This is a genomic window from Shewanella inventionis, assembly GCF_019931735.1.
Classification (GTDB): Bacteria; Pseudomonadota; Gammaproteobacteria; order Enterobacterales; family Shewanellaceae; genus Shewanella; species Shewanella inventionis.
On record NZ_CP082926.1, the window covers coordinates 1,242,508 to 1,265,887 of the forward strand.

Sequence of the window (23,380 nt, forward strand, 5' to 3'; positions counted from 1 at the left end):
AGCCTTATTTCTAGTGACTATTATTCGTCAATAGCACGAAAATGTCTTGCATGACGTTGTTCATCTAAACTGGCAATAATACGATGATAGTTGTTAAATCTGTCTTGAGTAATGTGTCCGGCTTCTAGCGCATCACGTAATGCACAACCTGGGTCATCACCATGTTTGCAATCACGGAATTTACATGTGCCTAAAAAATTTCTAAATTCAATAAAGCACCAACCCACTCGAGTGGCATCTAAATGCCACAACGCGAACTCTCGAACACCTGGAGAGTCAATTAAATCGCCGCCACTTTGAAAATGGATTAATTTTGCTGTTGTGGTGGTGTGTTGACCTAAGCCTGAGTTATCTGACACATCGCCAACTAATAACTCAGCTTCTGGCATCAGCGCATTAATCAGTGATGATTTACCAACACCCGATTGGCCTGCAAATACGCTGACCTTTTCGTTTAATAATGCTTTGATGTCTTCTACACCTTCACCCGTATGACTGCTGACGCGGTATACGGGATAACCAATAGCTTGGTATCGCGCTAAGGCTTGTTCGATTTCTTCGCGGTTGTCATCATTAAGTAAATCAATTTTATTTAAAATAATGATCGGCGGAATATCTGTGTCTTCACATGCAACTAAGTATCGGTCAATAATTTGAGTGGTAAAACTGGGTAATACAGATGACACGATTAAAATTTGGTCAATATTGGCCGCAATAATTTTTACGCCGTCATATAAGTCTGGGCGTGTGAGTGAAGATTTACGGGGGTGGACAGCTTCAACAATACCACCAATACTTGAACCTGCTTGTACCTCGGTGGCTAAACGTACAATAACGTTATCGCCTGTGACTAAACTGGTTACCGCACGGCGAATATTACAGCGTGACACTATGCCGTCGCTGGTTTCAATGTCGGCGTGCTGGCCAAAACGTGATATCACAACGCCAGATTGTTCAGGGCCTAATAAATTGTCCTGTAATTCAGGTGCGTCGTTATCGTCGCTTCGTTTGAGTCGCTTAGTCTGGTTGGCTCGCATTCGGCGCAATTGACCTTGGCTTAGGGGTTTCTTTTTACTCACAGGCTTATCTTCATTAAATAGGTGTTTTTTTGTGTCTCAAAAAAACAGTATGATACACATTCTTTTATAAAAAAGCCTGAATTTAGGCAATAGATAACATAAGGCGACATAAATGGCTGCTGATGCGAATAACCTAATATGGGTTGATTTAGAAATGACAGGTTTAGAACCTGATGTCGATAGAGTGATTGAAATTGCCACTTTGGTGACTGATCAGGAGTTGAATATCATTGCCCAAGGCCCTGTATTGGCGATACATCAAAGTGATGAGGTGCTTGGAGCAATGGACGATTGGAACCAAAAACATCATGGCGAGTCTGGCTTAATTGATCGCGTCCGTGCCAGCAAATGCACAGAAGAAGACGCTATTAGACAAACCATTGAATTTTTAGCTCAGTATGTGCCGAAAGGGGCATCACCTATGTGTGGCAATAGCATTGGTCAAGATCGCCGCTTTTTAAACAAGTATATGTTAGAGCTTGAAGAGTATTTCCATTATCGCAACATCGATGTAAGCACCATTAAAGAATTAGTGCGTCGTTGGAACCCTGAAACCATGAATGGCTTTAGCAAAAAAAATACCCACCAAGCACTCGAAGATATTAAAGAGTCGATTGCAGAATTGCAGTTTTATCGCAAAGAAGTATTTAAAATTTAACCAATCGAACAAATATTTTAAAAAAGGGGGTTGCAGCGTAGTAAAATTTACCTATAATGCGGCCTCAACTTTCTACAGAGCACCAAACTCTGAGCCTAGAAAGTAAAAATGAAATTTGAAAATTTGAAATGCGACATTAGCTCAGTTGGCACAGGTGGAAAGACGATACCTTGTTGATTGTTACCAATGAAGCAAACAGTACGCGACATTAGCTCAGTTGGCACAGGTGGAAAGACGATACCTTGTTGATTGTTACCAATGAAGCAAACAGTACGCGACATTAGCTCAGTTGGTAGAGCGATACCTTGCCAAGGTATAGGTCATCGGTTCGAACCCGATATGTCGCTCCAAATTTTAGTTGATGCGAGTTAGACTCAGTTAGTAAAGCGATACCTTAGCCAAGCTAAAAGAGATAACAGCGTCATCGGTTCGAACCTCTCTTTGTTAAAAGAAGGTCGCTCCAAATTTCAGGTAATTTGAAAATGCGACATTAGCTCAGTTGGCACAGGTAGAAAGACGATACCTTGTTGATTGTTACCAATGAAGCAAACAGTACGCGACATTAGCTCAGTTGGTAGAGCGATACCTTGCCAAGGTATAGGTCATCGGTTCGAACCCGATATGTCGCTCCAAATTACAGACGATGTTAGATTTGCTTAGTTGGTAGAGCGATACCTTGCCAAGCTAAAAGAGATAACAGCGTCATCGGTTCGAACCTCTCTTTGTTAAGAGAAGGTCACTCCAAATATGATTTTGATTTGCGACATTAGCTCAGTTGGTAGAGCGATACCTTGCCAAGGTATAGGTCATCGGTTCGAACCCGATATGTCGCTCCAAATCACTTCCCTAGTTTGAAATGCAACATTAGCTCAGTTGCGCTCTTAGAAAATGCGATACCTTGCCAAGGTATAGGTCATCGGTTCGAACCTCTCTTTGTTAAGAGAAGGTCGCTCCAAATCACTTTTATTGCTTCAAATCTCAAACTCTAAAATCTCCAGCTTAAAAATGACTAAACTTTGCGATTTGCGACATTAGCTCAGTTGAGTTAATTATAAGAGTCGATACCCATCTTTTTCCAAGGTATAGGTTATCGGTTCGAACCTCTCTTTGTTAAGAGAAGGTCGCTCCAAATCACTTTTATTGCTTCAAATCCCCAACTCTAAAATCTCCAGCTTGAAAATGACTAAACTTTGCGATTTGCGACATTAGCTCAGTTGAGTTAATTATAAGAGTCGATACCCATCTTTTTCCAAGGTATAGGTTGTCGGTTCGAACCTCTATTTGTTAAGAGAAGGTCGCTCCAAATCACTTTTATTGCTTCAAATCTCAAACTCTAAAATCTCCAGCTCGAAAATGACTAAACTTTGCGATTTGCGACACTTAGCTCAGTTGAGTTAATTATAAGAGTCGATACCCATCTTTTTCCAAGCTAAAAGAGATAACAGCGTCATCGGTTCGAACCTCTCTTTGTTAAAAGAAGGTCGCTCCAAATCACTTTTATTGCTTCAAATCTCAAACTCTAAAATCTCCAGCTCGAAAATGACTAAACTTTGCGATTTGCGACATTAGCTCAGTTGAGTTAATTATAAGAGTCGATACCCATCTTTTTCCAAGGTATAGGTTATCGGTTCGAACCTCTCTTTGTTAAGAGAAGGTCGCTCCAAATCACTTTTATTGCTTCAAATCTCAAACTCTAAAATCTCCAGCTTGAAAATGACTAAACTTTGCGATTTGCGACATTAGCTCAGTTGAGTTAATTATAAGAGTCGATACCCATCTTTTTCCAAGCTAGAAGAGATAACAGCGACATCGGTTATCGATGAGCAGTAATAGCATTTCAGAGTCAGCGTTATATGCGTTATTTCTGTTTATTCATCTAAAAAGACAGTCCATCTAACAAAACGCGTGATCTATCGCCCACTTCTTCATGAATCTCTAAATTAGAAGCTTTTAGAGAACAAAAAATATGACATTGCTCAAATAAATTGCGCTCGAGATATTCAATAATCAACCCAAGATAAATTTTCCTAAGCTGTTAGAGCTTTAAACGAGGTAAGTGCTATGCGTATTCAACAACTGAGCGAGCTATTAGATTATGTCGCTAAATGTCACCTTGATATGGAAAAATTGTATAAGCGCTTGGATCGTAATGCAGACTCTTCACGCGTAAAAATGATGTTGACTTATTTTCAACAACATCAGAGACATATATACGACACTCTTGAAAGCTACATTGAAGATGCACCTGAAAGAATATTAAACACTTGGTATAAAGACATTACTTTCGAAGATTTTTCAAAGCGTTGTGCAGAGGCCACGTTGCCAGCAAACATGCATGAAGATCAGGTGCTTGAGCTTCATCTGGATTTAGAAAACCGATTAATTGCATTATTGGAAAAAACGGCACTTAGCAGCCCAACAGATGAAATAAAAAGTGCATTAATGGACCTAGTTCGTGTGGCTCAAACACAACAAAAACGCCTTGTTCATAGCACAATTCGTATGGATGACATTTAATCGAACGGTTTAAATTGTAAGATATCTTCCTAAAGTGTGATTTTGCCAGCTATCCCCAATAGCTGGCTTTTTTTTATTAACAAAAAATAACCGCCATAACAGTGGGAGTTAATAGGTAAGTTCTGGTATATTTAGCATTCTTGTAACTCTTTTATGCGGAAGCTGACTTTCTAGATGACATCACTGCTTAAAACCCTTGAAAATGAACAAGCTACTGTTGCCCTTGGTCAACAAATTGCGCAGTGGATTGTGCCACCTCTAACTATTTATCTTACTGGCGATTTAGGTGCGGGTAAAACTACGTTTAGCCGTGGGATTATTCAAAGCTTAGGTCATCAAGGCGCAGTAAAAAGTCCAACCTATACCTTGGTTGAACCCTATGAGTTACCTGATCTAGATGTATATCATTTTGATTTATATCGATTGAGCGATCCTGAAGAATTAGAATTTATGGGTATCCGTGATTACTTTACTGACAAAAGCGTCTGTTTAGTTGAGTGGCCTGACAATGGTCATGGTTTGCTACCTAAGGCTGACATCCATTTGCATTTGCGATATAAAGACTCACAAAGACAAGTCGAAATACAAGCGTTATCCCCTGCTGGGCAGGCAATTTTAAATAAAATAAAATAATAATGAATTTAAAACATACATTTTTCTATACCTTAGTGACCACGCTGTTACTTTTGCTACCCAATGCTAGTTGGGCTGCAAATCAATTAGATAGCGTGCGTATTTGGGCTGCGCCAGAATCAACGCGGGTAGTATTTGATTTAACTCAAGCCCCAAAATACGACAGTTTTAGCTTAACGGGCCCTCATCGTTTAGTGGTTGATATCGAAGATGCGGGTTCAAGATTCAATTTAGACACGATTGCCAACAACAGCAGTATTATAAAAAAAGTACGCTTTAGCACTCCTCCTAGAAAAGGGATGTTGCGCCTAGTGATGGATTTAACCAAGCCAGTTAAATCCAACCTGTTTACCTTGCCACCTACGGCACCATACGGTAATCGATTGGTGGTTGATTTGGAGGACGCCACAGGCAGCTCATCTTCAGTGCAGCAGGTCGTTAGCCGATCGGCTAATCAATCTTCTCGAGATATTATAGTTGCAATAGACGCTGGGCACGGTGGTGAAGATCCCGGCTCTATTGGCCCATCAGGTATGCATGAAAAGCGAGTTGTGCTTGAAATAGCTAAACGCTTAGCCCGTAAAGTTGACTCAACGCCTGGTATGCGTGCGGTGATGACTCGAAGTGGTGACTACTTTGTTAATTTAAACAAACGCTCTGAGCTGGCTCGTAACAGTAAAGCTGACTTGTTAATATCAATTCATGCAGATGCATTTACTTCGCCTCAACCTCGCGGTGCGTCTGTTTGGGTGTTATCTATGCGCCGCGCAAACAGTGAGATTGGTCGTTGGTTAGAGCAAAAAGAAAAACATTCTGAACTGCTAGGCGGAGCGGGCGAAATTATTCAGAATACCGACAGCGAACAGTATCTAGCGATGACGTTACTCGACATGTCGATGAACAGCTCTATGGCTATTAGTCATTCTGTCGCGGGTGATATTTTACGTGATTTAGGCTCAATCACCCATTTGCACAAAAGAAAACCTGAATCAGCTAGTTTTGCCGTGCTTAAGTCACCAGATATCCCGTCAATATTAGTTGAGACAGGCTTTATTTCAAATCCTGGTGAGGAGCGCTTATTATCTAATGGTAACCACCAAGAAAAGCTTGCCAATGCCATTTATAAAGGGGTGCTGCGTTATTTTGAAAATAATCCGCCAGCGGACACCCAAATGGCTAAAAGAACTGGTTCATCTAGCATTAAGCACAGCGTAAAACGTGGTGAATCATTGTCAATTATTGCTCAGCGTTACAGCGTTTCTGTTAGTAGCCTTAAGCAAGCCAATAATTTAAAGTCTGATGTGGTTCGTATTGGGCAAACATTAGTTATCCCTAGGGCTTAATATGGCAATTCAACTGCTTCCTCCACAATTAGCTAATCAAATAGCCGCCGGTGAAGTGGTTGAGCGCCCAGCGTCTGTGGTTAAAGAGCTGGTTGAAAATAGCCTAGATGCTGGTGCCACACGTATTGATATTGATATCGATAAAGGTGGTAGCAAACTTATTCGTATTCGTGACAACGGTGCAGGAATAGCCAAAGAAGAATTGGCCTTAGCGTTGTCGCGTCATGCAACTTCTAAAGTGCATACCCTAGATGATTTAGAAGCGATTTTAAGTTTTGGGTTTCGTGGTGAAGCGTTAGCAAGTATCAGCTCGGTATCACGATTAACGCTTACGTCTAAAACCGCCGAGCAGTCAGAAGCTTGGCAGGCATACGCCGAAGGTTCGCAAATGGAGGTAAAAGTAACCCCAGCTGCGCATCCGCAAGGCTCAACCATTGAAGTTGTGGATTTATTTTTTAATACACCTGCAAGACGTCGATTTTTAAAAAGCGATAAAACTGAGTTTACTCATATTGACGAATGGCTCAAACGTATCGCAATAGCACGTCGTGATATCCATTTTGTTTTAACACACAATGGCAAAGTGATTCGCCAATATCGGCCAGCCAATACCGAGATACAAAGCCAACAACGGCTTGCGCAAATTTGTGGCCGTGCATTTGCCGATCAAGCCTTAAGTATTGCATGTGAGCACGATGGGTTATCGTTAAGTGGTTATTTACAATCGCCTCATGATCGCGTGATAACAGACACCAGTTATTTCTATGTAAATGGCCGGCTGGTGAGAGACAGATTGGTTAATCATGCAGTAAAACAGGCATTTGCAGAGCAGGGTGTTGAACATCAACCCGGTTATGTATTGATGTTAACGCTAGATCCTCATCAGGTGGATGTTAATGTTCACCCTGCAAAACACGAGGTGCGCTTTCATCAATCACGTTATGTTCATGACTTTATTTTGCAAGCTATACAATCGGCTCTATCGCAAATGCCTGCATTGGATTTTGTCGAACCTCAAATAGCTGAGGCTATTGATAGTGAGGACAATGATGAGCCTATAATTCATTCTAGCCAAACTAAAGCGGTATTTTCACTATCTCATGGTGATTCAATACCTCCACCGCAGCGTCAGCACACGGTAAATAGTGCCAGCCAGTTCGGCACTATGTATGTTCCTGGAAAAAATAGTTTATTTTCTGCTGGTTCTTCAGCTGCAGTTAAGCCAAATTATGATAAAAAGCCTGTTGCAACTGCACATTCTGCTGCAACTAAAGCGGCAATAACAAATTATGGTCAGCTACTGCAAACACCGTCAGAACGGCCTGAAAAACAGATTGGTGAAGCCAGTTTGCAAACGAGTATGCCACCGCTGCTTTCTGGAACACATTGGGTTATCTGCCAAGATGATACCTTATCATTATTGCCATTTTCGTTGGTGTTAATGGCGGTGAGAAAAGCAGAGGTTACTGCTAAGTTGGTTAATGGTTTAGTTGCTCAACCTTTATTGATGCCAGTGGCTATTGCTGCCGATCCCGACTGGAACGACACAATAGTCAATCGTGATCTATTATTGCGCCAAATGGGTATTGAACTAAGTATTCGTTATCAACAGTTGATAATTAAAAAAGTGCCCCCATATTTGAGGGAAAGCCAATTGGCAATTGTTATACCTGAGTTATTACATTGGATCGCATTAGAGCAACCTAACGACACAGCTATAGCTGGCTGGTTAGCAAAACAAAGTGTGGTGCAATTTGAATCAGCCCAAAGTATATGGCAGCAATTTTGTTGTTTAAATGAGCAGACAAAGCAAACTATTTATGCCCAGGCCACTGAATTACCTTGGCAAACTTGGATGAAAGATAATTAACGTGCATAACATCAACAGGCCGAAAGTGATCTTTTTGATGGGGCCTACGGCTTCAGGCAAAACGGCATTAGCTATCGACATGGCAACGCAATATAATTGCGAAATTATTTCTGTTGATTCAGCGTTAATTTATCGCGGTATGGATATCGGTTCTGCAAAGCCATCGGCGCAAGAGCTGGCCGTTGCACCACATAGATTGATTGATATCCTTGACCCGAGTGAAAGTTATTCTGCAGCAGATTTCCGCCAAGATGCGCTTGCTGCAATTGAAGATATTATTGCCCAGGGTAAAACACCGCTTCTTGTTGGTGGTACAATGATGTATTTTAAGGCATTGTTAGATGGATTATCGCCTTTGCCCAGTGCAAATGAGGCCATAAGACAGCAAATTCTGTTACAGGCAGAAGCACAGGGTTGGGATTCATTACATCAAGAGTTGTGTGCAATTGACCCCATTGCCGGACAACGGATTCATCCAAATGATCCGCAACGATTATCGCGGGCGTTAGAGGTTTATCGCATCAGCGGTAAAACAATGACTGAGTTAACGCAAACAAAGTCGGCTGCTTTGCCGTATGATGTAGTGCAATTTGCAATTGCACCCAATGATAGAAAAGTATTACATAACTTAATTGCCAAGCGCTTTGATATCATGCTTGAGCAAGGTTTTATCGATGAAGTTGCTACGCTAAAAGCCCGTGGTGATTTACATTTAGAGTTGCCATCAATGCGTTGCGTAGGTTACAGGCAGTGCTGGCAATACCTTGATAATGAATTTGATCATGCGACTATGGTCGAAAAAGCTACAGCCGCTACTAGGCAATTGGCCAAACGTCAATTAACATGGTTGAGGAGTTGGCCTGATTTACAGTGGCTTGAAAGTGGTGTGGAAGGGAATTTAGTTACGCTTATGCGACAAAGCCGCTAGCTTATTAGCCGTTGCTGTATAATACTAAAACTAAACAATAAAACTTAATTCAATATATTTTAAAATAAAAAAGGAAATTAAAATGGCTAAGGGGCAATCTTTACAAGACCCATTTTTGAACGCATTGCGTCGAGAGCGAGTACCAGTCTCTATCTATTTAGTGAATGGTATTAAGCTACAGGGCCAGGTTGAATCATTCGATCAATTTGTGATCCTACTTAAAAATACAGTAAGCCAAATGGTTTACAAACACGCGATTTCAACAGTCGTACCAGCACGCCCATTCAATGTCTCTAGTCATCAGGGTGCAAGCCATAGTGAAGACGGCGCTGCTGAATAATTGAAAAGGAACATACTTTTTGTTTGATCGTTATGAAGCGGGTGAAACAGCGGTACTGGTTCATATCGACTTTTCTGACGAGGAACGTCGAGAAGATCTACTTGAGTTACAGCTTTTAGTTGAGTCCGCTGGTGCTCGCTCTGTAGGAGTGATAACCGGTAGTCGACGCTCACCGGACCGTAAATTTTTTATCGGTACAGGTAAGGCTGAAGAATTGGCAGCAATGGTAGCGGCCACACAAGCTAATGTCGTGATTTTTAATCATGCTTTGAGCCCAGCTCAAGAACGTAATCTTGAAATGGTTTGTCAGTGTCGTGTTTTAGACAGAACTACGCTAATTCTTGATATCTTTGCTCAACGAGCAAGAACTCATGAAGGTAAGTTGCAAGTGGAGCTAGCGCAACTGCGCCACATGTCAACTCGCTTAATCCGTGGTTGGACTCACTTAGAAAGACAAAAAGGTGGTATTGGGATGCGAGGGCCGGGTGAAACCCAGCTTGAAACAGACCGTCGTTTACTTCGCGGGCGGATTAAAAATATTAATCGTCGTCTCGAGAAAGTAGACAAACAGCGTGAGCAAAGTCGTCGTGCTCGTAATCGAAGCGACTTAGCGACTGTATCATTAGTGGGATATACCAACGCGGGAAAATCGACCCTATTTAACGCGTTGACTTCTTCGGATGTTTACGCCGCTGATCAGTTATTTGCTACGTTAGATCCAACATTACGTAAGTTAGCATTGCCTGACGGTGCGGTTATTTTAGCTGATACCGTTGGATTTATTCGTCATTTACCGCATGACTTAGTCGCCGCATTTAAAGCGACTTTGCAAGAAACTCGTCAAGCAGAAATTCTGTTGCATGTTGTTGATTGTGCTGATGAAAATATGGCTGAAAATTTTGACCAGGTACAAAGTGTACTCAAAGAAATTGATGCTGATGAAATCACCCAATTAGTTGTATGCAATAAAATCGACTTGCTTGAAGATTTTGCGCCCCGTATTGATTACGGTGAAGACGGAAAACCTGAACGAGTTTGGGTATCTGCTCAAAAACGCATTGGATTTGATTTGCTGTTAAAAGCGATTACCGAGTTAATCGGTGAGGTAATCCGCGAGCTTACTTTGAAGATACCCGCATCGGCAGGGCATTATCTTGGCCAGTTTTATCGACTGGATGCAATACAGCAGAAAGACTATGACGATCTGGGGAACTGTATTTTATCTGTTCGTTTATCCGATGCTGATTGGCGTCGGTTAGCTAAACAGAGTCAGGGGGAATTAGAGGCATTTATTTTTGAATCTTCAGAAATAGACGTCACTTGTTAATCTCATTTATTTCATCCAATTATGGAGTGCTAAATGGCTTGGAATGAGCCCGGTAACAAGGGAAATAAAGACCCTTGGGGAAATAAAGGTGGTAACGATAAAGGGCCACCAGATCTCGACGAAGTGTTTCGAAACTTATCAAAACGTTTTGGGGGTAAGGGCGGTAACTCCGCATCTGGCCAACCATTTAACGCATCAATATTGATTGTGTTTGCTGTTATCGCCCTAATTATTTGGGGGTTATCAGGTTTATACACAGTTAAAGAAGCTGAGCGTGGCGTGTTACTTCGTTTTGGTCAACATATTGGTGAAGTGAGTTCTGGTTTGCACTGGAAAGCCACCTTCATTGATGAAGTGTATACCGTAGACGTAGAAACGTTTCGTTCAATACCTGCCTCTGGCAGCATGTTGACGTCTGATGAAAACGTAGTGAAAGTTGAATTGGTTGTCCAATACAGCGTTTCAGATGCTTATTCGTATTTGTTTAGTGCTGTTGAAGCAAACGAAAGTTTACGAGAAGCAACAGATAGTGCACTGCGTTATGTGATTGGTCACAATCGCATGGACGACATTTTAACGACTGGTCGTGATGCCATTCGTCGTGATACATGGAAAGAGTTAGAGCGTATTATTGAGCCTTACAAACTAGGCTTACAAATCCGTGACGTTAACTTTTTACCAGCACGTCCACCTGAAGAAGTAAAAGATGCATTTGACGATGCTATTTCTGCTCAGGAAGATGAACAGCGCTTTATTCGTGAAGCCGAAGCGTATGCCCGTGAAATTGAGCCTAAAGCTCGTGGTCAAGTTGAACGTATGGTTCAACAAGCAAATGCATATAAAGAACGTGAAGTGTTAGAAGCTCAAGGTAAAGTGGCTCGTTTTGAAAAACTGCTACCTGAATACAAAGCTGCACCAGCAGTGACACGTAATCGTTTATATTTAGATGCAATGCAAACCGTGATGTCTGATACCAATAAAGTGCTTATTGATGCTAAAAATAATGGCAACTTGATGTATTTACCTTTAGATAAGCTGATGGATGCGACTAACAGTTCACGTCAAGAAGCGGAACCTGAAGTTGAACGCCATGTAAACTCAGTATCAACCAACAGCGTAAATACACCTATAACGAGTATGTCGTCTGATGGGCGTCTCAGCCGCGAAGAGCGTCTTCGCCAAGGGAGGAACTAATCATGGGTAGATTTGCTCTGATCATTTTGGTTGTAATTTTAGGTGTTGGTTTTTCATCGCTAATGGTAGTTAACGAAGGTGAGCGCGCTATTGTGTCTCGTTTCGGTAAGGTCCTTAAAGACGATGGCGTCACTAAAGTATTTACGCCAGGATTACATTTTAAAATCCCTGTAGTAGATAAAGTACGTTATCTAGATGCGCGTATTCAAACCCTAGACGGCGCAGCAGATCGTTTTGTGACTTCTGAAAAGAAAGACTTAATGGTTGATTCATACGTTAAATGGCGTATTCGTGATTTTGAAAAGTATTATCTTTCAACTAATGGTGGTATTAAGGCCAACGCTGAAAGCTTGTTACAAGCAAAAATCAACAACGATTTACGTACTGAGTTTGGTCGTCGTACGATTAAAGAAATCGTATCGGGTAAACGTGATGAATTGCAAACTGATGCATTACAAAACGCCTCTGAAAGTGCCGAAAATCTTGGCATTGAAGTGGTAGATGTGCGTGTTAAGCAAATCAACTTACCGGCGAATGTGAGTAACAGTATTTACCAACGTATGCGTGCAGAGCGTCAAGCTGTTGCTAAAGAGCATCGCGCGCAAGGTAAAGAGCAAGCTGAAATTATTCGCGCGACGATTGATGCAAATGTCACAGTAAAAGTTGCTGAAGCCGAGCGTAAAGCATTAACTATTCGTGGTGAAGGCGATGCTCTAGCGGCTAAGATTTATGCAGATGCTTACAGTAAAGACGTTGAGTTTTATAACTTTTTACGTAGTTTAGAAGCTTACAAAGAAAGTTTTGCCGGCAAAAATGATGTGATGGTGTTAGAGCCTGAAGGTGATTTCTTTAAATATATGAAATCTTCAGACGGTAAATAACCCTAAGTTAGTTTAAACGTCAATAAATGATAAAAAGCTCAGTTTATTCTGAGCTTTTTTGTATCTGCAATTCAAATTCAGTTTTTCATATTATCAGTTTCTTTTATCAGAACTTGCGGCTTTAATTAGTTTTGGCAGTAAAAAGTATATAAGCATTTGATTAGCTATAAGAATCAGTAGTGTTTTTTTATTATTTTGTTTCGGCTGATTGTCAAAAACATGCTGATTTATATGCTTTTTTGAAAAAAAAGTGAATATCCTCAACATAGATGAGTGTTTTCACTATGATCTGCTTCTAATTTTTCGCTATAATGAGCACCGCCTCAAACTATGATTTTAGCGTGCTACCTTTTTGGTTCGCTAAAGTATTGAAATATAAAAATTCCAACACCCTCTGGGAGATAAGTGGATGAGCAATGCGCCAGTCGATACCGGACGTCGCAGATTCCTGACAGCCGCAACCGCCGTAGTAGGTGGTGCTGGTGCCGTCGCTGTAGCGGTTCCTTTCATCAAGTCATGGAATCCGAGCGCCAAGGCGAAAGCTGCAGGTGCGCCGGTCGAAGTAAATATTAGTAAAGTAGAACCAGGTCAGTTAATTCGTGTCGAATGGCGCGGAAAACCGGTTTGGGTCGTTCGTCGTACAGAAGCTGTACTAGAGAATCTTAAATCTTTAGACGGTCAATTACGCGATCCTGCTTCAGAAGAAATGCAGCAACCAGAATATGCAGCAAACCCTGTACGTTCTATTAAACCTGAATTCTTCATTGCAGTCGGTATCTGTACTCATTTAGGTTGTTCACCTACTTATTTACCTGATTCATTTGGTGAACAGGTTGAAGGTGTAACATCTGGTTTCTTCTGTCCTTGTCACGGTTCTAAATTCGACATGGCTGGTCGTGTGTTCCAGGGTGTTCCTGCACCATTGAACCTTGTGATCCCGCCTCATCAATATGTCGATGATGCTACCGTGCTTATCGGTGAAGACTCGGGAGCGGCGTAATGGTTAAGAATATTATTGATTGGATTGATGCGCGCATCCCAATGACGGCGACTTATAACCGTCACGTGGGTCAATATGCGACACCAAAGAACTTCAACTTTTGGTATTTCTTTGGGTCATTAGCACTTTTAGTTTTAGTTAACCAACTACTTACCGGTATTTGGTTAACCATGAATTACGTGCCAACAGCTGAAGGCGCATTTGCTTCAGTTGAATACATCATGCGTGATGTTGAGTACGGTTGGTTGCTACGCTATATGCACTCTACGGGTGCGTCGGCGTTTTTCTTCGTCATTTATTTACACATGTTCCGTGGTTTAATCTACGGTTCGTATCAAAAACCAAGAGAGCTTTTATGGCTATTTGGTATGTTGATTTTCCTTGTGTTAATGGCTGAAGCGTTCATGGGTTACCTACTTCCATGGGGACAAATGTCTTACTGGGGTGCACAGGTAATTATCTCTTTGTTTGGTGCTATCCCTGTTATTGGTGATGACCTAACATTGTGGATCCGTGGTGACTATGTTATCTCAGGTGCAACATTAAACCGTTTCTTCGCATTACACGTTATTGCGCTTCCATTAGTGTTAGTTGTGTTAGTGTTTTTACACTTAATCGCACTGCATGAAGTGGGCTCAAATAACCCTGACGGCGTTGAAATTAAAAAGAACAAAGATGAGAACGGTTGGCCAGTTGATGGCATTCCATTCCACCCTTATTACACTGTAAAAGACATTATGGGTGTAGCGGGCTTCTTAATCGTGTTCTGTTATGTGTTGTTCTTCATGCCTGAAGGCGGTGGATACTTCCTTGAAAAGCCAAACTTTGAAGCGGCTAACCCAATGAAGACACCAGTGCATATCGCGCCGGTTTGGTACTTCACTCCTTTCTATGCCATTTTACGTGCGATTCCTGATAAGTTATTGGGTGTAATAGGTATGGGTCTGTCGATTGCAGTATTATTTATTCTGCCTTGGCTAGATCGTTGTAAAGTGAAGTCTATTCGCTATCGCAGCATGATCCACAAGATCAACATTGCACAATTTTCTGTGTCGTTCATTATTCTTGGTTATTTAGGTGTGGTTCCGGCGACTCCTGAGCTAACAATTGCGGCACGTATTTTCACTTTCACTTACTTTGGTTTCTTTGTAGCCCTATGGGTTTACAGTAAAAACGAGAAAACAAAAGAAGTACCAACGAGGGTGACACACTAATGAAAAAGTTATTAATTGCATTAGTTACTTTGTTGCCATCTTTGGCGATGGCAGCAAGTGGGCATAATGTTCACTTAGAAAGCGCTAACGTTGACTTACATGACAAAGCATCATTAGAACGTGGTTTGGGTTTATTTCAACAGTATTGTTCTGGTTGTCATAGTACTCAATACCAACGCTATGAGCGTGTAGCTACTGATATCGGTATATCAACCGATGATATGCGTAGTAAATACATTCTTAACGATGCAAAAATCGGCGATTTGATGGAAAATGCCATCCCTACAGCCGATGCTGCTAAGTGGTTTGGTGCTGCGCCTCCAGACTTAACATTAGTGGCTCGTGTTCGTGGTGAAGACTGGGTATATTCTTACCTAAAAGGTTTTTATGCTGATGAGACTCGTCCATTTGGCGTAAACAACACAGTGTTCCCATTAGTGGGTATGCCACATGTATTGCAAGATTTACAAGGTCTTGCCGTTAAACAAGAAGACGGCACTTTTGTTACCACTGGTGGTAAGCTGACGCCTGAAGAGTATGACCAAGCGGTTCGTGATATCACGGGTTTCTTAGTTTATTCTGCAGAACCTGTGCAATTAGAGCGTAAAGCTTTAGGTGTGTGGGTACTTGGATTCTTGTTTATTTTCTTCATCATTGCGTATTTGTTGAAGAAAGAGTACTGGAAAGATGTACACTAGCTATCAATAACGGTTATTATACATTATCCGCATATTGTAAACGGGGGGCTTAGCCCCTCGTTTGTTTTGTTTTTTTTAAGATTCTGGAGGGTATCAATGGCTGTTGCTGCCAACAAGCGCTCTATCATGACACTTTTTTCTGGTGCCGATGATTTATATAGTCACCAAGTACGTATCGTATTGGCTGAAAAAGGGGTTACCGTTGATGTTTTGCAGGTAGACCCAAGTGAAATGCCTGAAGATTTACTTGAAGTCAATCCATACAACTCAGTGCCAACGTTAGTTGATCGCGAACTAGTGTTGTATGAATCTCGTATTATTATGGAGTATTTGGATGAGCGTTTTCCGCATCCTCCATTAATGCCTGTTTACCCGGTATCTCGCGGCCAAAGCCGTTTGATGATGCACAGAATCGACACTGATTGGTATGCGCTTGTTGAGCGTATACGTAAAGGTGACAAAGCTGATGCAGCTCGTAAAGAGTTAACCGAAAGCCTAGTCGCTTTAGCACCGGTGTTTGCTGAAATGCCATATTTTATGAGCGAAGAGTTTGGTTTATCTGACTGCTACCTAGGCCCATTATTATGGCGTCTACCAGTATTGGGTATTAACTTAGATCCTCGTACAGCAAAAGAAATTAATGCTTATATGACACGTATTTTTGAACGTGAATCATTTAAAGCATCGCTTACTGAGGCTGAGCGCGAAATGCGCATGGGCATGTAATGAAACCAATAACACCTAATCGTCCGTATTTGTTGCGTGCCTATTATGAATGGTTGATGGATAACCATTTAACGCCGCATGTTGTCGTGGACGCTTTTGTTAAAGGTACCCAAGTTCCACAGCAATTTGTTAAAGACGGTCAAATCGTACTTAACATTGCTACTGGCGCTGTGGCTAATCTTCACATGACAAACGATGCTGTAGAGTTTAATGCGCGTTTTGGCGGAGTACCGCAAAACGTGTTTTTACCTATGGCGTCTATTGTTGCCATCTATGCCCGTGAAAATGGTGCTGGCACGGTGTTTGATATGGAAGATGCTTACATGATCGAAGATGAACATGATGAACTTTCATCAGTGCCTTCATCGATGAAGTCAGTTGAAGAACCTTCAACAACGCCTGAGACGACTAAGTCGACCAGTTCTGACGATAAAGCAAAACGCAGAAGTCACCTAACTGTGGTTAAGTAATTAACTTATGTTAGGGTAAAAACCAGTCGCAAGGCTGGTTTTTTTTAAGCTCAAAAAAGTCATGAGAAACGATAATGCTATTGATGATTGATAATTATGATTCATTTACGTTTAACCTTGTTCAGTATTTCCAAACACTTGAGCAAGAGATTATTGTTAAGCGCAATGATGAAATAACGATTGAACAAATTGAATCATTAGCACCAAGCCACCTTGTCATATCTCCAGGTCCTTGCACTCCAAACGAAGCGGGTATATCTCTTGCGGCTATAGCGCATTTTGCCGGAAAAATCCCTATTTTAGGTGTTTGTCTCGGTCATCAGGCCATCGCGCAAGTGTTTGGGGCAAATGTTATCCGAGCTAAGCGGGTTATGCATGGCAAAACCAGTTTAATTCAACACCATCAACAAGGTTTATTTACAGGTCTCGCATTACCTTTGCAGGTTACTCGCTATCACTCTCTACTGATTGATGATATTCCACCAGGTTTTGAACTAGATGCGTGGTTTGATGATCCACAACATGGCAAGGAAATTATGGCCATGAGTCATCGAGATTTACGTATATACAGCGTTCAATTTCATCCAGAATCTATTTTAACTCAGCAAGGGCATGAGTTACTTGCTAATTTTCTTCAGCAATAGCTCGTGAGTTATTGGTCATTGATTAGGGTCTGTTTATCTTTCAAGGTTATTTAACCAGCAAAGATCAACAGACACTAGGTATTTTATGTTACAACTTCTGCGTTCATCACCATTCATTCTTAAGTATAATACCATTTCCATTAATTATGTGACCAATCAGAGTCGCTCAGACTGTTCAGTTTGAGGCGCATTGTTGAAATAATGGTTGTTCCTTCTAAGGCAATGCAACAAAGAAATGGACTGTCTGAGCGTCTCCTGCAAGGCGGGTTTCTGTACCTTCTATGCTGCTTAATAGTATTTTGACGTAGAGCAACTATGCCTACAATCCTATTACTTGCCTAGAAGGCACAGAATTCCCGCTGTATGACCAGATAATTAGTGGAATTGGTATAATAGGGCGTAAAATAGCGCTAACAATAATAAAAAGGATGAACATGAACAGCTTTTTGCGACATTTTACCATTAGTGCAGTTTCATTAGCCATGCTGGGCGGGTGTGCAACTACAACCAATTCGACCTCTCCAGTAACCCCTAGTATTTCTTCCTCAGCGACAAGTATTTCTTCGCCGGCCAATATTTCTGTGCCATTAGTTACACCGCCGAGAGCTGAGAAACCGCTCACCTTAAACCAAATTATGGCTAACCCCGATTGGATGGGCATATTGGCCCAAGGTGCATATTGGAGTGACGACAGTCAGTCAGTGTATTTTAGTCGTCAAGCTCATCAGTCGCCTGTTCGTGATTATTATCAGCAAAGTCTTTCAGCCGGTGAGGCTAACCAACTCGACCTATCCCTGCTGCATTTAGCAGACCAGCAGCATGGTGTGATTAATCAAGCTAAATCGAAAAAAGCATTTATTTATCAAGGTAACGTGTTTATAAAAGATCTCCAAACAGGGGATGTAGCTCAAATCACGCGTCAGAATATGGCGATTGATGGTATTCGGTTTTTAAATAATGGTGATTTGGCTTACTGGCAAGGTAACAATATTTTCCGCTTACACCAGGCTACTGGCATGACAGAACAAATTGCTGCAATTGAAATGAGCAATGAGCCAAAAGGTGTGCAGGAGCCTAGCAGTTATATCGCTAAGCAACAGCATAGATTGATAGATTATGTAGCGTTGCAGCATACAAATGACAAAAAACGAGAACAATACCGCGGGTTATTAGAAAAAGCGGACCCGACACTGTCTGCAAAACCCTGGTACCTTGGCGATTCGGAAGTGATTTCAGAGATGAGCTTATCGCCAGATGGTCGATATGTGATGCTTGCTCTAACCGACAAAAACTACAGTTGGCGCGCCGAACACGACATCATGCCTAATTATTTAGGTAAAGATGGCTACGTTGATGCGGTACCCGCCCGAGCGCGTGTTGCTGAAGATGCTTTTCCTGGCCAACGATTAGTGTTACTTGATCTTGTTGAACGCACTAAAAAAGATATTACGATTGAAGGGTTAACCGGATTCGATGAAGATGTGCTGGCCAGTGTTAAGGCCGAAAATGCCAAAGCTCAAGGTAAAACCTATAAAAGTGAAAATGCACCACGATTAATTCAGCTTATGCAAGACTGGGAGTGGAGCCAAAGTGCGATGCAATGGCGTGATACCGATAATCAATTATTGGTCATGCTTGAAGCGGTTGATAATAAAGATCGCTGGATTGCGCGGGTCGATCTGCAAAAAGGTAAGCTTATCACCGAGCATCGCTTACATGATGATGCCTGGGTTAATTATAATTACAACCAATTTGGTTGGGTAACAGGCACAGATACTTTTTACTATTTATCAGAAGAATCAGGCTTTTCACACCTGTATGTTAAGTCATCATCAGGCAATAAAACCGCGTTAACCAGCGGTAAATATGTGGTCGATAATGTGACCTTGTCACCAGATGGAAAACACCTATATTACCGAGCAAACAAAGAACATCCTGGGATTTACAATGTTTATCGAGTTGAGATTGCTTCAGGTACAAATGAGCAACTAACCCAATGGTTTGGTACATTAGATTACAGCTTAAGCCCAGACGGTAGTGCGCTATTGTTAACAGCCACAACGGCTACTAGCCCTAATGAACTTTATGTTCAAGCCATTGGTGGCGAAATCAAGCAGTTGACTGATTACACTAGTAATGACTTTAAGCAATATCCTTGGCAAGCACCTCAAGTTGTCGCGGTGCCTTCAAATCATGGCGCAGGCCAGATCTATGCTAGAGTGTATTTGCCACAAGGTTTTGATGCGAAACAGGCTGATAAGTACCCTGCGGTGGTGTTTAACCATGGCGCTGGTTATTTACAAAATGCCCACTATGGTTTTTCAGGCTACTTTCGTGAATTTATGTTTCATAACTTATTAACTCAACAAGGTTATGTTGTGATGGACATGGATTATCGTGGTTCTAAAGGTTATGGTCGCGATTGGCGTACTGCGGTTTATCGCAATATGGGCCATCCTGAAGTTGAAGACTTAAAAGATGGCGTTGCCTGGCTTGCAACAAACGCCAACGTAGATAATCAGCGAGTAGGCACTTATGGTGGTTCTTACGGCGGTTTTTTAACGTTTATGGCATTGTTTAATGAGCCTGAATTATTCCAAGCAGGCGCTGCGTTACGTCCTGTAACCGATTGGGCGCATTATAACGCGCCCTATACTGCCAATATTTTAAATACGCCTGATATCGACCCTATTGCGTATGAGCGTAGCTCGCCGATAGAACATGCTCAAGGGTTGCAAAAACCATTGTTGATTATGACCGGTGTGTTAGATGACAACGTGTTTTTTCAAGACAGTGTTCGCCTAGTGCAACGCCTAATTGAGCTGGAAAAACCGATGTTTGAAACGGCTATTTACCCCGTTGAGCCACATGGTTTTGTGCAGCCATCAAGCTGGTTAGATGAGTATCGTCGTATCTATAAATTATTTGAGCAAGAACTAAAATAGCCATCAAGCTCCAATTTAGTAAATAAAATGGCATTAAGGCTTTCTTTGGAGAGCCTTAATTTTTATGATTAACCTCAAATTAAAATTAAGGAATGTGTTGAGTGGCAATATCAGTCGCAGGCGGTGTTAGACCCGGAAAAGTCATTGAAATAGAGCGTAGGCTCTACCATCAGCTTATTGTGGGTAAACAGCCTATGAGCTCAATGCTCGATGAGCTAAATGCCGAAATAGAAGAAAGTGCTAACAAACTTGATATTGAACGACAAGCACTGAAATTACGCATTGAAAAGCAAGTGCAAGAGCGCCAAATTTATCTTGAGGTCTCTACCCACTTAACACATACCGTCAATAATACAATTGAACATCAACTGGCGATTCCGCAGCTGATTATTGATTCTTCTGGTATCACAGAAAGCCAAATATTGCTGTTAGATCTTTTGTTAAGTTCAGATCTTAATTTAAATCGTTTAAGACCAATTATCGAAGACAATAGCTGGCTATGTCGTGATTTAATTAATTTAATTAATAGCCCTTCATCGAGGCATAGACGACCTAAAAACTCTGATGTGCAAGTTACCGATATAAAATTGGTACTGAATTATATTGGTTTAGAAAATCTACGATTATTAATTCCTTATTTTTGTTTGCGTAATTGGCTGCCATCAGGCAATACCAATTTACTTTGGATTACTCGAAAGTTATGGCGCTATAGCATCATGAGTGCCATCGCTGCGCAAGCCCTAGCTGTGTTGCACAATAAAGAACCGAGTTTGACCTATACTTGTTCATTAATGTATCAGTTTTCCACGTCAATAATGCTTAGCCAAAGTGGACGAATTTTTGATAAAACGTGGGGAACCTGGTTACGTGAGGCAAGCCATAGTCGAGACAAACAGGTTTATGATGCCATTATGGCCACCGATTTTCCTGCAGAGTCGATATTCGAACAAGTCATGCAACATGCTCATACTTTGAATTGGAAATTACTTAATTTACTCAAATTTGAAGATTCATCAATGACACGAGTGTTAAAAGAGCTTGATCATGATTATCACTTTTCTGAATTGTCTGCTGATGCAGCCATTGTGGCCAAAGCAAGTTGTTATGCCAAAGTGCTGTTATTAGAAGAGCAGCAGTTGATTGACCCACAAGAAAAACGGATCATGTTTGATTATTACGAGTTTTCTGCTCAAGAATTACTGCGATTAAAAGCGCAAAATTTTCGTAAACTTGATTTACTTTAAGTGTTTAGATCGCCCTATAGAGGTAAATGTTAAAATTGTGTAATTATTCACTTTTGATGAATAGGTACACAAAACTCAACCAAATAACTTTTTTTATGACTATTTATGCTTGCATTCCCCCGAATAAACGCTTTTTTTGGTCATATTTTTCAATCTTTATGCATAACAGTGGCAACGGTTGCAGAAGTTAATTGTACAGAACTGGTATTTTGATCACATTTTCGCTAATAATGTCCCATAAATAACACAAGCTTCCGCCAATGCACTTACAGAATATAAAGCAAACCGCGGAAACAGCGGCTTTTAAGTCGCAATTAACCTGAAGGATAAAATGCAATGAGTCTAGAAATGAATCTAACCCGTGCCCAATTTGATGAAGTGATGGTGCCTAATTATGCGCCTGCAGCCGTGATCCCTGTTCGTGGAGCGGGCAGCCGAGTATGGGATCAAGAAGGCAAAGAGTTTATCGATTTCGCTGGCGGTATTGCAGTTAATTGTTTGGGTCACTGTCATCCAGCGTTAGTGTCAGCTTTAAAAGAGCAGGGTGAAAAACTATGGCATTTATCAAACGTAATGACCAACGAGCCAGCGCTCGAATTAGCCACTAAATTAGTTAACGCTACATTTGCTGAACGTGTTTATTTTGCCAACTCTGGCGCAGAAGCAAACGAAGCTGCACTTAAATTAGCCCGTCGTTATGCATTAGATAATCACGGTGCTGATAAAGATCAAATTATCGCTTTCGACAAAGCATTCCATGGCCGCACATTTTTTACCGTAACCGTTGGCGGTCAAGCTGCTTACTCTGACGGCTTTGGGCCTAAACCACAAAGCATAACCCACGTACCATTTAATGATATTGCAGCATTAGAAGCCGTTATTTCAGATAAAACCTGTGCCATTATGCTTGAGCCACTCCAAGGCGAAGGTGGCATTATTAATGGTGATCCAGAGTTTTTAAAGGCCGTGCGTCGTTTAGCAGACAAACACGATGCATTGGTTATTTTTGATGAAGTACAAACCGGTGTTGGCCGAACTGGTGAGCTATTTGCTTACATGGGTACTGACATCGTGCCTGATATTTTAACCAGTGCTAAAGCTTTAGGCGGCGGCTTTCCCATTGCGGCAATGTTAACAACAGCCAAAATTGCTGCTCACTTAAAAGTGGGTACTCATGGTTCTACTTACGGTGGTAACCCATTAGCGTGTGCTGTTGGTAACGCGGTCATGGATGTTGTGAACACCAAAGAAGTATTAGATGGTGTTAAACACCGTGAGCAGTTATTCCGCGATGGCTTAGCGGCCATTAATGCTAAGTACAACGTCTTTAGTGAAGTGCGCGGTAAAGGCTTGTTGCTTGGTGCGGTATTAAACGAAAAATACGAAGGCCGTAGCCGTGACTTTTTAGTTGCGTCAGTCTCTGAAGGCTTAATGAGCTTAATCGCAGGTGCAAATGTGGTGCGTTTTGCTCCGTCATTGGTGATCCCTGAAGCTGATATTACAGAAGGCTTAGCACGTTTTGAACGTGCTGTAGCAAAAGTAGTCGCAGGTTAATGAACAACACGAGTACCTGCCTTGCAGGTACTCGTGTTGTTTGGGTTCGTCACATTGGTTAGCGTTGGAGGGGGAGCTCTCCAGCGTGCAAACCTAGTGGCGCAATGAGGAGATT

General features: G+C 41.5%; 20 protein-coding genes and 3 tRNA genes. 22 read left to right on the plus strand and 1 reads right to left on the minus strand.

Going from position 1 to position 23,380, the window contains the following annotated elements:
* Positions 1-20: 20 nt before the first annotated feature.
* Positions 21-1,079 (minus strand): small ribosomal subunit biogenesis GTPase RsgA, encoded by a 1,059-nt coding sequence (gene rsgA, locus K8B83_RS05725; protein ID WP_188736440.1) that lies wholly within the window; start codon positions 1,077-1,079, stop codon positions 21-23.
* Between the two features lie 112 nt (positions 1,080-1,191).
* Between rsgA and orn the strand changes: the two genes are divergently transcribed.
* From orn to K8B83_RS05835, 22 genes are all read left to right on the plus strand, one after another.
* Complete coding sequence (orn, locus tag K8B83_RS05730) at positions 1,192-1,737, plus strand: oligoribonuclease (RefSeq protein WP_188736443.1); 546 nt, start codon at positions 1,192-1,194, stop codon at positions 1,735-1,737.
* A 274-nt stretch (positions 1,738-2,011) separates the two neighbouring features.
* A tRNA-Gly gene (locus K8B83_RS05735) sits at positions 2,012-2,087 on the plus strand.
* A gap of 206 nt (positions 2,088-2,293) precedes the next feature.
* A tRNA-Gly gene (locus K8B83_RS05740) sits at positions 2,294-2,369 on the plus strand.
* Between the two features lie 128 nt (positions 2,370-2,497).
* A tRNA-Gly gene (locus K8B83_RS05745) sits at positions 2,498-2,573 on the plus strand.
* Between the two features lie 1,225 nt (positions 2,574-3,798).
* Positions 3,799-4,254: a hypothetical protein gene (locus tag K8B83_RS05750; protein WP_188736445.1), complete on the plus strand. Its 456-nt coding sequence runs from the start codon at positions 3,799-3,801 to the stop codon at positions 4,252-4,254.
* Positions 4,255-4,428: 174 nt separating this feature from the next.
* The gene (tsaE, locus tag K8B83_RS05755; protein ID WP_188736447.1) at positions 4,429-4,887 is read left to right on the plus strand and encodes a tRNA (adenosine(37)-N6)-threonylcarbamoyltransferase complex ATPase subunit type 1 TsaE; all 459 of its coding nucleotides are present in this window, start codon (positions 4,429-4,431) and stop codon (positions 4,885-4,887) included.
* A 2-nt stretch (positions 4,888-4,889) separates the two neighbouring features.
* The gene (locus K8B83_RS05760) at positions 4,890-6,230 is read left to right on the plus strand and encodes an N-acetylmuramoyl-L-alanine amidase (protein WP_188736449.1); all 1,341 of its coding nucleotides are present in this window, start codon (positions 4,890-4,892) and stop codon (positions 6,228-6,230) included.
* 1 nt (position 6,231) lies between these two features.
* On the plus strand, positions 6,232-8,100 hold the full coding sequence (gene mutL / locus K8B83_RS05765) for a DNA mismatch repair endonuclease MutL (protein WP_188736451.1): 1,869 nt from the start codon (positions 6,232-6,234) through the stop codon (positions 8,098-8,100).
* A 1-nt stretch (position 8,101) separates the two neighbouring features.
* On the plus strand, positions 8,102-9,028 hold the full coding sequence (gene miaA, locus K8B83_RS05770; RefSeq protein ID WP_188736453.1) for a tRNA (adenosine(37)-N6)-dimethylallyltransferase MiaA: 927 nt from the start codon (positions 8,102-8,104) through the stop codon (positions 9,026-9,028).
* A gap of 82 nt (positions 9,029-9,110) precedes the next feature.
* Positions 9,111-9,368, plus strand: coding sequence for an RNA chaperone Hfq (gene hfq, locus K8B83_RS05775; RefSeq protein ID WP_188736454.1), 258 nt, complete (start codon positions 9,111-9,113; stop codon positions 9,366-9,368).
* Positions 9,369-9,387: 19 nt separating this feature from the next.
* Positions 9,388-10,695, plus strand: a complete 1,308-nt coding sequence (hflX, locus tag K8B83_RS05780; RefSeq protein ID WP_188736456.1) for a ribosome rescue GTPase HflX — start codon at positions 9,388-9,390, stop codon at positions 10,693-10,695.
* Between the two features lie 33 nt (positions 10,696-10,728).
* Positions 10,729-11,889 (plus strand): FtsH protease activity modulator HflK, encoded by a 1,161-nt coding sequence (gene hflK / locus K8B83_RS05785; RefSeq protein WP_188736459.1) that lies wholly within the window; start codon positions 10,729-10,731, stop codon positions 11,887-11,889.
* A 2-nt stretch (positions 11,890-11,891) separates the two neighbouring features.
* Positions 11,892-12,770 carry a protease modulator HflC gene (gene hflC / locus K8B83_RS05790; protein ID WP_188736461.1) on the plus strand — a complete coding sequence of 293 codons (879 nt, stop codon included), beginning with the start codon at positions 11,892-11,894 and terminating at the stop codon, positions 12,768-12,770.
* Positions 12,771-13,179: 409 nt separating this feature from the next.
* Positions 13,180-13,770 (plus strand): ubiquinol-cytochrome c reductase iron-sulfur subunit, encoded by a 591-nt coding sequence (gene petA, locus K8B83_RS05795; protein ID WP_188736463.1) that lies wholly within the window; start codon positions 13,180-13,182, stop codon positions 13,768-13,770.
* The gene (locus K8B83_RS05800; RefSeq protein ID WP_188736465.1) at positions 13,770-14,984 is read left to right on the plus strand and encodes a cytochrome b; all 1,215 of its coding nucleotides are present in this window, start codon (positions 13,770-13,772) and stop codon (positions 14,982-14,984) included. The genes petA and K8B83_RS05800 overlap by 1 nt, the downstream gene beginning before the upstream one ends.
* Positions 14,984-15,682, plus strand: a complete 699-nt coding sequence (locus tag K8B83_RS05805; RefSeq protein ID WP_188736467.1) for a cytochrome c1 — start codon at positions 14,984-14,986, stop codon at positions 15,680-15,682. Before K8B83_RS05800 ends, K8B83_RS05805 begins: the two co-directional genes overlap by 1 nt.
* Before the next feature lie 96 nt (positions 15,683-15,778).
* Positions 15,779-16,408, plus strand: a complete 630-nt coding sequence (gene sspA, locus K8B83_RS05810) for a stringent starvation protein SspA (RefSeq protein ID WP_188736469.1) — start codon at positions 15,779-15,781, stop codon at positions 16,406-16,408.
* On the plus strand, positions 16,408-16,878 hold the full coding sequence (locus tag K8B83_RS05815; RefSeq protein WP_188736471.1) for a ClpXP protease specificity-enhancing factor: 471 nt from the start codon (positions 16,408-16,410) through the stop codon (positions 16,876-16,878). Before sspA ends, K8B83_RS05815 begins: the two co-directional genes overlap by 1 nt.
* Positions 16,879-16,952: 74 nt before the next feature.
* Positions 16,953-17,522 (plus strand): anthranilate synthase component II, encoded by a 570-nt coding sequence (locus tag K8B83_RS05820; RefSeq protein WP_188736473.1) that lies wholly within the window; start codon positions 16,953-16,955, stop codon positions 17,520-17,522.
* Positions 17,523-17,956: 434 nt separating this feature from the next.
* Positions 17,957-20,467: a S9 family peptidase gene (locus K8B83_RS05825; protein ID WP_188736475.1), complete on the plus strand. Its 2,511-nt coding sequence runs from the start codon at positions 17,957-17,959 to the stop codon at positions 20,465-20,467.
* A 101-nt stretch (positions 20,468-20,568) separates the two neighbouring features.
* Positions 20,569-21,711, plus strand: a complete 1,143-nt coding sequence (locus K8B83_RS05830) for an HDOD domain-containing protein (RefSeq protein WP_188736477.1) — start codon at positions 20,569-20,571, stop codon at positions 21,709-21,711.
* Positions 21,712-22,047: 336 nt separating this feature from the next.
* A complete protein-coding gene (locus tag K8B83_RS05835; RefSeq protein ID WP_188736479.1) occupies positions 22,048-23,265 on the plus strand; it encodes an aspartate aminotransferase family protein in 1,218 nt (405 codons plus the stop codon).
* The last annotated feature ends 115 nt before the right edge of the window (positions 23,266-23,380 follow it).